The sequence below is a fragment of the Maribacter corallii genome, from assembly GCF_047345415.1.
In the GTDB taxonomy this organism is placed as follows: Bacteria; Bacteroidota; Bacteroidia; order Flavobacteriales; family Flavobacteriaceae; genus Maribacter_C.
The window spans coordinates 61,358-74,703 of the sequence record NZ_JBLFEP010000002.1; the positions used below are offsets into that span (position 1 = coordinate 61,358).

Genomic DNA, 13,346 nt, shown 5'->3' on the forward strand with positions numbered 1-13,346 from the left:
CCGAAACATGAAAAAAATCACCATACTCCTGGCTCTTTTCGCTTCGGTCACTCTTTTGTGCCAAGAAAAGAATAAAGGATACAAATCCAAAAATATCCATACCGTTGTTTTGGGGGAAATGCCAGATTCCCAAGAATCGGGCAAATCAAGAAACACAGACGTTAGCGCTCGCACAGGCACCTCAAATGGTAGTATAGTTGCTGATTTATCGGTTTCGAACACTGGAGGGGTTAATTATACGATACCCATTAATGTCCCACCCGGATTAAACAATGTACAACCTGATATTGCCTTGACTTTCGATAGCCAGTCGGGCAATGGATTGGCCGGTTGGGGTTGGAATATCTCGGGTATATCTGTAATAACCCGTATCCCGGCCAACTCGTTCTACGATGGCAGGGTGGGGGGTGTAAATTTAGATCTGAATGATCGCTTTGCCCTAGATGGTCAGCGTTTGAAGTTGGTTTCAGGGAGTTATGGTGCCAGTGGATCAGTCTATGAGACCGAACAAAAATCGAATATAAAGGTGGTTGCCTACGATACCCACTCCGATGTAAACGTACAAGGCCCAAAATATTTTAAGGTCTTTTACCCAGATGGATCTATAGCGCATTATGGGTTTTATGCCGACTCAAGAAGTCCAGTGGACTATGCGATATCTTACTGGGAAAACCCCCAAGACATTCGTGTTTCTTATTCATATACCAATGCCGATAATACTCTTTCTATAGATAAGATTAAGTATGGAAGTCGAGGTACAGCGACTGCCATCAATGAAATCGAATTTATGTATGATGATGTACCGAATAATAGAATCATAGAAACAGCCTATGTAGGGGGCAAACGTTTTATAAGAAATAAGAATTTAAGCGATATTCTGGTGAAAGGACAAGGAGGTTCTTTATATCGTAAATACCATCTTGACTATTCGCGTTCGTCGCTTAGTTATAAAAGATTAGAAAAAGTATTTGAGGAAACCGGTGATGGGTCTGAATCCAGAAACATTGCATTTCAATATTCCGGAAGTGCATATAGCAGCAATCAAATTCATAATGCAGGCTTGGTTGAGGTGTTAGATGAAGCTACGCAACTCGATGTTGGAGACATTGCTTTGAATAATTCAGGAGTAGTCTCATTAGATTTGAATGGAAATGGGAAGATGGATTTTATACTATATCCAAAAACCGGAAACGATGCGAAGAAAAAGTTCTGGTTTTTCGAAGATGTGCAGAATTCTGGTGGATTTAACTATAATCTTGTAAATACTGGCTTGTTTCAAGATGTGTTCCCAGTGAATTGGCTGAACCAAGATAGCAGGCTAATGCCAAATCAGGCACTTGCTCTGGTCAAGAATATCGGCGACCGTGCCTATTTTGATATAATGGTCAAAGCAGCCCCCTCGGCGGGTAATACCTTGTATACCGCTTACTCCAAGACTTGGGATTTGCCCCAAGTGAATAACCCTTATTCAAGTGGTCAGTTGACTGTGCCTCAAAAATATGTTTCTGGTGATTTTGATGGAGATGGACTTTCAGATATTTTGGCAATAGGGGAACAGGTAAATGCTCAAAATGGTCCCTATTCTGTACCCGTTCAAAACATTCCAAGGGTACACGCCATTAAATTGGATCGCAGAGATGGGAGTGAAGTGGGTATTGATTTAGGTCTTCTTAACAATGCCTTGTCCGGTAACGATCAGCTTTTTGCATTGGACGCAACCGGTGATGGAAAAACAAACTTGATCCATTTCGAGCCAAATAACAAGGTTCAAGTATACGGTTTGAATTCTTCAAACACGGCAATTGAACTGTTGTGGGAACATACAGATGGTGACCTCAATATGGAATTTGTACCAATGCCTGGGGATTATAATGGAGATGGGAAAAGTGATTTTTTAATCCCGCTCGCCAACAATAGCGATGCATTTTTCATGTTGCTTTCTACTGGTAAGGGCTATGATAGAAAAGAGTACCTGCACCAATCTTTTGAATATAGAAATACCGATTACAATGGTAAAGGAACACTTTATGGGTATAACTTGTTTCCAGCAGATATTAATGGCGACGGCAAAACCGATATCATTGAGTATAATACAATAACCTACAATGGCAATGATAATGGTGAACAATACATTCGTTTACATCAGAATGCGACAAAGTATTTAAGTGCTGACCAGCCAAATTTTATTCCGACTGACCCCCTAGAACCGCCCCCGGGTGATTTAAGGCATTATCCAATACCGATCTTCCTTTCTTCCAATGACGAGAATCCTAGTTTAGAGTTTGCTACGATTAGCAATAAATGGGTACGGTCCTTTAGATCCTTAAAGGATCATCGCGAAGATGTTACTTTAAGCGGAATTACCAATAATGGGGTTCAGACTGATATTAGTTATGATCAGGTCAATATACATTATGTTCATGATGCTGATCCAAATTATGTAAACTCCTATAGTGCTTCAGCCCAAGTATTGAATCAAGTTTTTCCGTTTGTGAACGTAGATGCGGCACCATCGTTTAAAGTGGTGAGGGAATTGCTACAAACCGGTTCTGGAATCAGCAGAACCCGGAGCTTCAAATATGAAAACGCAATCTCTACGGCCAACGGTCACGGGTTTGTAGGTTTTGAAGTGGTCAAACAGAGCAATTGGTATGGCACCAATGTACCGGCGGTCTGGACTATTTCAAAATACAACCCCTTGCTCCGGGGTGCCTTATTTGAACAGATCGTTTCAGACTCCTATGCCAATAATCCGAGTCAATATGCCAGCAAGGTCAATTACTTTTACGACTATCAACTGATAGACAATCCCGTTTTTCCTGCTGGATCAGGTTACCCCTTTACCTTGAACCCAACTTCACCGGTCACGGTATCAAGAGTTGATGAAGCCGAGTACAAAATTACCCTATCACCAGGTTTTAACGCGAACGCTAGCAACTTTGATTATTCCGCTAGAATCATTCCTCCAATTAACCAATCCGGTCAGGGGGGCTATACTGGGGCCATCGACATACGCCTCAAACGTATGGAAACCGATAATGGACTCACCGGGGTGCTCACCACCGAGACCTATGTGTATGACCAATATGATAATCGCACTAAGATCAGTACGGTATTTCCTGGCGGGAGTCGCGTAGTAGATTATACCTACTACAACAACCCTTCTGCCACCAATAATACCTATCATGTAGGTCGGCAAAAGACCATGAAGGAAACCATGACCACCTATGGAAACACCTTTAGTACAGAAGAAGAGTACGAATACAACAATAACCTCGTCACCAAGATCAAACGCAAAGGCAATGGCACCCCTTGGTTGGTACAAGAACTTGATTATGATATTATAGGAAATATCAAGAGCAAAACATTGAAGGGTGGCACACAAGCCGATCGAGTACAGCAGTTTGAATATGAGCTCAATGCTCCTTATTTCGGTCGTTTTATGACCAAGTCGACTGCTGTAAACGGTCTCGCGGCCACCTTTGAATATGACCCTATTGATGGTAGTTTAACATCGTCCACCGGACCTTATAACCTTGAGACCAAATATGATCACGATAGCTGGAACCGTATTTGGAAGGTAACCGATTATCTTAATCACGATACGTTACATACCTATACACCCCTTAGTGGAGGGGCATTAAAGCATACCGTCGATTACCCTGAGGGAGGTATGGATGAAACCGTTTACAACGCTTTTGGATGGACAACCCGTTCAGGGTCCCTAAGCCTGAACAACCAATGGGTATATACCGATTATGAATATTATGTTTCCGGGCAACTGAAAAAGACCAGTGAGCCGCATCACGGCTCAGCCTCGCAATGGAATACGACCATTTACGATGAATATGGCCGCCCCCTAACGGAGCAATTGTATACGGGCAGAAACATCAACATCTCGTATAATCAGGGCACCCTATCTTCCACGGTCAATGATGGGGTAAAGAGTGTAACGACCACTCTTGATGCTTTGGGCAATGTCGCCAAATCACAAGATCCAGGGGGTATGATAGACTATACCTACCATGCTAGTGGGCAGTTAAAGACGGCCGACTATGGGGGGCATGTGGTCACCATTGGTGTTGATGGTTGGGGCAGAAAGACCAGTTTGAACGATCCCTCCGCAGGCACATATACCTATGAGTACTATGATGATTTCGGCGATTTAAAGAAAGAAACCACTCCCAAGGGCACCACCACCTATACGTATGATGACTTTGGTCGTGTCGATATGAAAACCGTGGTAGGCGATTTAACGGACCTATCATTGGATTATATCTATGATCCCAACACAGAACAACTTTCTGACATCAATGGATTTGATAACACCAATGGGAATCGGGCCTATACCTATGAGTATATCTATGGCGCGTATGAACGTCTGATGACGATAACGGAAGATACCGGCCTAGCGGATTTTGAATACAGCATGACCTATGATCAGTATGGTAGGGTAGAAACGGAAACCCAAATCGCCAATTTGACAGGAGGCGCCACCAAAAGCCTCACTACTAAAAATGTGTATGATACTTCAGGACTCCTCAAGGAAATTTGGAATAATGGCACCCCGGATAAATTATGGGAATTAAATGATATCACCGCTCGTGGCCAGGCAAAGACCATTGCATTGGGGAATGGCATAAATAAGGTCAAGGAGTATGATACCTATGGGTATTTGGAGAAAATCGAGGATAAGGAAGCAGGGAATAATCCTAGTCCGACAGTCGCCTTACATACGGAATATGATTTCAACCAGCAGCGAGGAACGCTCAACAGCCGGGAGAATTTTGGGTTCAATTGGCAAGAAGGGTTTAATTACGACGCTCAAGACCGTCTAACGACCATCACAGGTGATGTCGTAAAGACTATGGCCTACGACGATCGCGGAAGGATTGATGACAATACGGATCTGGGCGACTACACCTATGCCACACCCAAAGATTATCGCTTGAACGAAATAGACCCCAACCCGGCAGGGGAAACCTTCTTTCAGCAACACCCCACCCAACAGATTACCTACAACGCCTTTAAAAAGCCGATTGACATCCATCAATCGGGCCATGGGCGGGTGAGTTTTGAGTATGGGCCGATGATGAACCGCAGCACGGCCTATTATGGAGGCGAAGATCAAGATAAGACACTAAGGCGCTACCGCAAACACTATTCGAGCATTATACCCGCTGAAATTGTGGAGGACACCCAAACAAGCAGTACCAAGATCATCAATTATGTAGGGGGCGACGCCTATTCGGCACCCATTGCCCATATCAAACAAACGGGTACCAATGCCCTTGATGAATACCATTACCTGCATCGCGATTATTTGGGCAGTATTTTGGCGATTACCGATGCCGCTGGCAATGTCAAGGAAGAACGCCACTTTGGGGCCTGGGGTACGGTAGACAAGTTCTTGGACAGTTCTTCAGGTACCACCTTTGATCACACCAGTTTGTTAGGTCGGGGGTATACCGGTCATGAGCACTTTTTTGAAGTGGGGCTGATCCATATGAACGGCCGGATGTACGATGCCAATTTGGGTAGGTTCTTATCACCGGATAACTATATACAAGACCCCTTCAATACCCAAAATTACAATCGGTACGCTTATGTGTTAAATAATCCGTTACTATATACGGATCCCAGCGGAGAAATCGCAATTGAGAGTGCGGCCGTGGCTATTATTGTTAAAGCAGTTTCGATTATATCCGCCTACGTTGCCGCTCATGTACTAATATCCGAGTTTTTGGTTGACAAAGTTTCTATAGGTTCGGCAGGCGGAGCACCAACGCCTTCAAATATCCAAAATAACTCACAGACCACTTCGAGCATATCTAGGCAATCACGAGGTAATGGCAGTCTTAACGATGGAGGTAGAATACCGCTTAATATTCCTGCGATAGAATTCCCTGATGGGGGTGTGACTACTTTTGATAATATGTCATCACAAAGTAGCGGTGTTTACGGTATTTCACAAACTGGTAGTGCCGATCCCTTGCAAGGCATTCCGAAACCAGCTAATTTTGTCCCCAACGATGGTTTGGACGACCCTTTGGCTGACGAAGGGTTTAACATCACTGCTGAGGATGTTATAGACACTGCTCTGGATTTCATTCCGGTGGTGGGAGGCGCAAAGGATATTTACAAAGGTATTCGGGATGGAAATGGCTGGATGGTTGCCCTTGGAGTAGGATCTATTATCGCAGACGTGTTTACATTGGGAGGAGCATCCATTGCTAAAGGGGCCATAAAAACTGGAATTAAAGCAGGAGGAAGGGTTCTAACTAAAAAAGCGCTCACTAATAGGCAATTAGTACAAAAAGCAGCAAACCTGGCCAATAGAAATGTTAGAAATATCAGACGCACTGCGCGAGGTACTGGCACCGCCAAACATTCGCACGCTTCGGAATTATTGAGAAGATATCAACGTAGATATGGTGATCGAGGGCTTCAAGTCAATGAATACTTTAATAATAATGCACTACTTGGACCTGGAAACAGAGGGTTTTTAGATGTACGAGACATTAAGGACAATAAGATTTATGATTTTAAATTTGGAGACGCAGGCTGGAGTCCGGGACAATTTGAAAAATACCAAGGCAACTTTTTGGATCACGCTCTGGAACTTATTAGACCTCAATAAATAAAAATTTAAGTATGTCTAAAAAACAAATTTCAAAAGATTGGCTTGATGCTTTTCCAGAACTTAGGATTTACTCAGCAAATAGATTTTACAAAATTCTTGGTCCGACTATAATAGGTTTAGAGCTTACCAAACTCCCTAGGGTGGAACATTATAGGCCACATTTTGTTATATATTCTTTATGTGGCAACAACGCAGGGAATGATTTAAAGTCCTGTATGTCAGGCCCAATTCTACTCCGACAGTTTTACAATAAAAAAAACCTTCAATTTTCAATTCCTTATAATGATCACTCGAAATATTTTCAAGAGGTTAAAGCAGTGGTTAGAGACCAAGCAGAAATATGCACTGAGGGAAATTACCCATTAGGAAAAGCAATTCAAGCATTAAAGGAATACTCTAAAAAACCTCCTATGGGAGTTTCTCCAAATTCGTATTTACAAGCAATGTTTTATGAAGCTTTACTTAAAATAACTCTGTATTGTGATTCTTTAAAGGAGATAAGTACAATTCTAGATATAATTGAATCTAGAAAATGGGACGCCAAACATTTCAAACTTTTTGGGACAGATATTGATTCTTGGCTTAATAATATAGTGGAAATATCTCAAAATCAGAGTCAGATTATTTCAATAGTAAATACAAACCTTAAGGATTTAAGATTAACTAAATTATTAAAATCAGAACTGGTTTAATGGATTCCATTTGAAGGTTCCCATGACTTTGTTTCAACAAGGTAGTTTTAGTCTATGCTACCCTTTTTGTTATCTTATAAGGAGTATAAGAATCGATTGATAAAGATAAGAATTAATAGGCTTTTAGGGTTTCATTTCTTCGTCTGTCGTATGGCTGTAAAAGCCTCTTTTTCATTACCCAATCCCTCAGTCAAACTATGGGTCTTTGGATAGCGAGATAACCTTGTCATCGGTCTCCCCAGCATCAATTAGCTTTAAAAGAGAAATCGGTATAATTTGGTAACGGCATGCCTTCTGGCGCTTTCCGAGAGCGCCAATACGGCTAGAGGTGTCACTACCATACCCGGCTAAGCTTTGGGATAAGATCGACCGAATAGAACCATAATGCGTAGGAGTGTCCATATGGCTACCAAAGCCTTGTTAAACCAGCAAGAGAATTCGTGGTAGTAGTACTTTTTAAGGGATGTCGTTTTTAAGTGCATGTACTACACCAATTCATTGTGGTACAAGAGGTTAATCCCATTGACATACTTCGAATTTTTGGAGAGACGGGCCCCAATTTGTTGCGAGAGTTGTCGGGCTTCGGCATCGTCTGCTGTTGCATATTTGAGTTCTAAGACCACATCGGCGATTTTTCGTCGACTGTACCGCAGCTTTGTGTAATTGGGGTTGTAGAAGGCCTGATTAAAGTCTACCGTAATGCGGTAGCGCCCACAAAACGAGAGAAAATAGCGTCGCTCATAGGTATTGATCAGGGTAGGATGCAAGCGTTTTAAGACCTCGTGAACTGGCCCATGGTGTTCGGTGTTGGCAATCAAAAGTTGGTGCATCTCATCGGCCGTTTGGTCAGCCAAATCAAAGGAAATACCGGTCAGCCGAAACGAATCCTTATCGCCGGCCTCCCCCATTTTTTAGGATCGGCGACCCCTTCTACATTCTGTTTGTAGAAGTTGTAATTCGAATCATCGAAGTAAATGTTGTTAACCTGACGCTTGTGAAAGATCTCCCGAAAACCAAAGGAGTGGCGAAAGACACTTTCTACAATATCTTGAACATGGCTATTTTGAAAGAGAAACTTGCGTTCAAAACGAATGTTCGATTGTTGCACGGGCTTATCTGCTACTTTTTCCATATTCATTGCCGTACATTTTGTCGATGACGTTCGCCGATTTATCTTCTTAGACTACACCATCGATAATCAGATCGGAATTTTCCGCGATCAGATAGGGCACTTCGATACCCGTTAAGCGTAGCTTTTTTAAATACACGATTCCAGGTCCGAATTCGCTTTTCTTTTGAAAACAGGGAATACCCAATCGCGTATGTTCTATAGTGACATCCGTCAGGCTAATGGTCGAGAGATCTTTGCTGACCACCCCTATTTCGTCCTTACTGACCTTGATATTGTGCCCGGTCATGGTACTTCCTTCCCCGGCACTCAGACCTTTGTCCGCAGGGTTTTCAATGACGATATTCGCCAAGCTCAGGGTAGACCCTGAAACATCGATACCATCGTTGCCCGAATCGATAAACGTAGAATTGGTGATATTGCCCATTGTAAAACCCCGATCAAAGGCTATCATAAACTGAGTTTTGCAGGGTTCAAAGGGTGCAATTTATGCAGAAGCTTCCAAAGGCGAGGATAGGTAGAAAGTGGTGTCTGGAAGAATTTCTGATTCGAATTGAAAAACCCCAATATTAAGCATATCTTGCCTTGAGGATAATAGCACGAAATCTCCATGAAAATCACCATAGTCAGTAATTACCTTTACCCCGAAACCGGTGCTGCGGCCAATAGAATCACCCTGATGGCAAAAGCGCTGTCGGTGCATCATGAGGTTACCGTACTGGCGCCCTTACCCAACTATCCTACCGGAAGCATTTTTAAAGGGTATAAGGGAAGATTTTTCATGAAAGAATCATTGGAAGGATTCACGGCAAGGCGCTATTGGACCTACAATACCATTTCAAAAAGCCCTATGAAGCGATTTCTCGCCATGATTTCCTTTGCATTTTCGATGCTTTTTGAAATTTGGTATTGGTTACGGCATCCGCCGGAAATGATGATAGTACAAAACTCTCCCTTATTGGTCTCAAGTTGTGCTATTTTCTATGGGAGGCTTTTCACCAAAGCCAAAATTGTGCTTAATGTTTCCGATTTGTGGCCCCTTTCCGCCTTAGAACTCGGTGCGATGAAAAAAGGCACGTTCTATTCCCTCTTAGAACGACTAGAGCTGTATAACTATCGAAAATCAGGGCTCATTTTAGGCCAATCACAAGAAATCATTGATTACGTTCGAACAAAAGTGTCGGGTAAGACCTATTTCTTATACAGAAATATACCTGTGCTGAAAAAAATGGATGATATAACCAAAGCAGATGAAAACGAACGCCCCTTAAGGCTCGTTTATGCCGGATTATTGGGTGTGGCCCAAGGAATCATGGAGATATGCCGTCAAGTCGATTTTGACGGTTTAGGTGTAGAGTTCCATGTTTATGGAAAAGGAAATGAATTAGTGGAATTGGAAGAATACATTGCCACAGGAGAACAAGAGAACATTCAGTACAAAGGTTCCTTTGATGCCGATACGATTCGTAAAAAATTGAAGCAGTATGATTTTGCCCTGGTGCCTCTGCGAAACCGGATATACGGAGCGGTCCCTTCAAAGATTTTCGAGTTGACCCTTTTACATGTACCCATTATTTTTTGTGGAGGAGGAGAAGGAGCTGAGATTATTACCCAAGAAGGCATAGGACTGGTTTCGGAACCAGGAGATTTTGACGGACTGGCGAAGAACATCGTCAAGGCCAAATCGCTTTCTGAGGCCGATTATCAAGAAATGGTTCAGAAGTGCAAGGTTCTGGCTCGGGAGCAGTATGATTTTCACGCACAAATTAAGGCTTTGAACGAGGTATTACATACGTTCGGTGCTTCTGGCGAATACCCTTAATTTAACCCATAAGTCCATCTGTATTCAGAAGTGAATGGGAAGCGCTTTGTGATTTGAGCGACACGACGGATCTAAAAAATAACGATTGGTATAGCCCAAAAGATGGCATACTTCCCATTTTTATTGGCTTGAAGTAGATGCTCGATTAGTTCAGATCGGTATTTTATCTACTTTCCGCTATTATTTTAAAATTGAAAAGTTACTTTTGAATGACTCAAGATGAGTTTCTTAAATTGGCAAGCTAACCATGGCCCGACCGTCCATTCTTAATTCCGTTGAACGCAAGTTTATACTGCTCGTTATAGATGTAGCTATTATTGTGGCGGCCATAAATGTCTTGGTGAATTTTGCCATAGACTCGGAGTTTATTTCGTTGCGGCTGAAAATCGGGGTGTTTGGTTTTGGAATCTTCACCTATTTGGTCTTGGCTTACGTACTGGAGTTTTATAATCTTGAAAAAATCACTAAAAGGCGCTACATCGTATCCCAATCGCTCTATGTCAGTGCAATTTTCGTATTCTTGGTGTTTATTTTTTCGGTACTCGTCTATGACGTTAGCTTTTGGCGGATACCCTTATTGTCTTTCCTTTTGCTAACCCCGGTTCAGATTGCTGGTTGGCGGCTGTTGTTCCGAAACGTTTTCGACATTATACCCGACACCAAAAATGTCTTATACATCTATGACGAAAATACCTATGGCAGCCTTCAAGATGATATCAAGGTCATCAACGGTGATGATATGAGGACCTTTTACAAGGTTAAATTGACCTATTCCCTGCAAAAAGACTCTGCCGTGAATAAGAAATTCTTCCTGTCGGCAACGGATAAGATCGATGCCGTAATCGTCAATATCAAATCGTACAATGACCTCCCCCAAAGTTTGGAAAATATGGTCTTGAAATCCATCCTAAATGGTAAAGAGGTGATTTCCTTTACGACCTTCTATGAAAACACCTATGAGGCCATGCCTATAAAGTCGCATAATGATAGTTTTTACGAACTGTTACAATTGCGAAATAAGAAAATCAGGTATTTACAGCGAATTTTTAGTTTTTTGATTAACTTTTTTCTTTCCTTAATTGTTGGGGTTGTCTTTGTAGCCAGTATTCCCTTCGTTTGGATTCTGAATTTGTTCTTCAACCGGGGCCCATTATTTTACACACAATACCGGGTGGGGCTCCATGGGAAGGAGTTTAAAATTTATAAGTTTCGCTCAATGGTGGTTGATGCGGAGCGTCAAGGTGCCAAAATGGCTACCAAGAACGATGCTCGTATTACCCCCTTTGGTAAAATACTCCGGCTATTTCGGGTAGATGAATTGCCACAGATTATCTCGGTCATCAAGGGTGATATGCAATTTATCGGCCCTAGACCCGAACGTCAGGTCTTTGTCGATGAATTGAATCAATTGACCTCATTTTACAACGTACGGCACCTCATTCGACCGGGAATAACGGGTTGGGCCCAAGTAAAATACAAATACGGGGAAAATTTAGAAGATTCCATCAAGAAACTGGAATACGATTTCTATTATATCAAGAATAGATCGATTACATTGGATTTACGTATCATTTTCAAGACGATAACTACCGTTTTGTTTTCGAGAGGCGTTTAGAATTTCTTGCTCTATACATTTTCGGGGATGATAAAGGGAAAGAACGTTTTTTTCTGACCCGATGGTGTTGCCTTCAATATTGGTAGCTGCTTCCCTGATGGAATTGCGAATTTGTTTTTTGGAATTTGAAGGCTTTAGCGATCTTGAACAAGGGTTTTCGACAGTTTACCTAGTCTATTTGGTCTTTCGTAAGTTCAAAATTACATTTGCCATTCAATTTTTACGAAATACTTACGTTACAACCTCAAACAATAGTATCACATGAAACGAATCTTAATCACGGGCGCAGCGGGTTTTTTAGGCTCACACCTTTGCGATCGATTTATCAAGGAAGGTTTCCACGTCATTGCGATGGACAATCTCATTACAGGAGACCTAAAGAATATTGAACATTTATTCAAACTTGAAAATTTTGAATACTACCATCATGACGTGACCAAATTTGTTCATGTTCCAGGCAAATTGGATTATATCCTTCATTTCGCCTCACCAGCGAGTCCGATCGACTATCTAAAGATTCCGATTCAGACCTTGAAGGTGGGCGCATTGGGTACGCATAATCTGTTAGGGCTTGCCAAAGAAAAGAACGCTAGAATCTTGATTGCTTCCACATCCGAAATCTATGGAGATCCGTTGGTACATCCACAAACTGAAGAGTATTACGGAAATGTCAATACAATAGGCCCTAGGGGCGTATATGACGAGGCGAAACGTTTTCAAGAGTCCATTACGATGGCCTATCACCGTTTTCACGGTCTGGAGACTCGTATCGTACGTATTTTCAATACCTATGGCCCACGTATGCGACTCAATGACGGGCGTGTGATTCCGGCATTCATGGGGCAAGCACTACGAGGAGAGGATTTAACCGTATTTGGCGACGGCTCGCAAACACGTTCTTTTTGTTATGTAGATGACGAGATAGAAGGAATATACCGCCTATTGATGAGCGATTATGCGTTGCCGGTGAATATTGGCAATCCACATGAGATTACCATACGCGATTTTGCCGAAGAAATCATAAAACTGACCGGGACTACCCAGAAAGTGATTTACAAAGACCTGCCTCAAGATGATCCGATGCAACGGCAACCGGATATTTCAAAAGCAAAGGAAATTTTGGGTTGGGAGCCGAAAGTCGGACGGGAAGAAGGTATGCGAAAGACCTTCGAGTATTTTAAGACCTTGTCTCAGGAAGAATTACAACGAACGGAACATCGTGATTTCACACAGCGTAACAAGAAGTAAAGAAAAAACTCAAAAAATAAATTAAAAAACCGGACTGATTTCAGTCCGGTTTTTTAATTTATACCAAGTGCTCCATTTTTGAACTGATTTCTTCTATATAAGGAATATTCCAGAGGCCAGAAGGCTCTAAAACGAAGCACAAAAATCGTATACGATTTTTGTGCTTATTAATGAAATCCCGTGTTCGCGGTAGATTA

Annotated in this window: 8 protein-coding genes; 5 read left to right on the top strand and 3 right to left on the bottom strand. The window is 42.1% G+C overall.

The features are described from left to right. Positions 1-7 precede the first annotated feature (7 nt). Together ACKWCA_RS05540 and ACKWCA_RS05545 are read left to right on the top strand one after the other, a co-directional pair. Positions 8-6,640 carry an RHS repeat-associated core domain-containing protein gene (locus tag ACKWCA_RS05540; RefSeq protein ID WP_413977169.1) on the top strand — a complete coding sequence of 2,211 codons (6,633 nt, stop codon included), beginning with the start codon at positions 8-10 and terminating at the stop codon, positions 6,638-6,640. Positions 6,641-6,654: 14 nt separating this feature from the next. Next, complete coding sequence (locus ACKWCA_RS05545) at positions 6,655-7,335, top strand: hypothetical protein (protein ID WP_413977170.1); 681 nt, start codon at positions 6,655-6,657, stop codon at positions 7,333-7,335. Between the two features lie 485 nt (positions 7,336-7,820). Here the strand turns inward: ACKWCA_RS05545 and ACKWCA_RS05550 are convergent, their stop codons facing one another. Genes ACKWCA_RS05550 through ACKWCA_RS05560 form a run of 3 tightly spaced genes read right to left on the bottom strand, consistent with a single transcriptional unit; the run spans position 7,821 to position 8,918 of the window. Then, on the bottom strand, positions 7,821-8,243 hold the full coding sequence (locus tag ACKWCA_RS05550; RefSeq protein WP_413977171.1) for a VTC domain-containing protein: 423 nt from the start codon (positions 8,241-8,243) through the stop codon (positions 7,821-7,823). Beyond that, positions 8,207-8,467 (bottom strand): CYTH domain-containing protein, encoded by a 261-nt coding sequence (locus ACKWCA_RS05555; protein ID WP_413977172.1) that lies wholly within the window; start codon positions 8,465-8,467, stop codon positions 8,207-8,209. Before ACKWCA_RS05555 ends, ACKWCA_RS05550 begins: the two co-directional genes overlap by 37 nt. 46 nt (positions 8,468-8,513) lie before the next feature. Continuing rightward, positions 8,514-8,918 carry a hypothetical protein gene (locus tag ACKWCA_RS05560; protein ID WP_413977173.1) on the bottom strand — a complete coding sequence of 135 codons (405 nt, stop codon included), beginning with the start codon at positions 8,916-8,918 and terminating at the stop codon, positions 8,514-8,516. Positions 8,919-9,074: 156 nt separating this feature from the next. On the opposite strand from ACKWCA_RS05560, the gene ACKWCA_RS05565 reads away from it, so the two are divergent. The 3 genes from ACKWCA_RS05565 (at position 9,075) to ACKWCA_RS05575 (ending at position 13,149) form a co-directional block, all read left to right on the top strand. Continuing rightward, positions 9,075-10,286 (top strand): glycosyltransferase family 4 protein, encoded by a 1,212-nt coding sequence (locus tag ACKWCA_RS05565; RefSeq protein WP_413977174.1) that lies wholly within the window; start codon positions 9,075-9,077, stop codon positions 10,284-10,286. 247 nt (positions 10,287-10,533) lie between these two features. Further along, positions 10,534-11,901, top strand: a complete 1,368-nt coding sequence (locus tag ACKWCA_RS05570) for a sugar transferase (protein WP_413977175.1) — start codon at positions 10,534-10,536, stop codon at positions 11,899-11,901. Between the two features lie 261 nt (positions 11,902-12,162). Continuing rightward, positions 12,163-13,149 (top strand): UDP-glucuronic acid decarboxylase family protein, encoded by a 987-nt coding sequence (locus tag ACKWCA_RS05575; RefSeq protein WP_413977176.1) that lies wholly within the window; start codon positions 12,163-12,165, stop codon positions 13,147-13,149. Positions 13,150-13,346 lie beyond the last annotated feature (197 nt).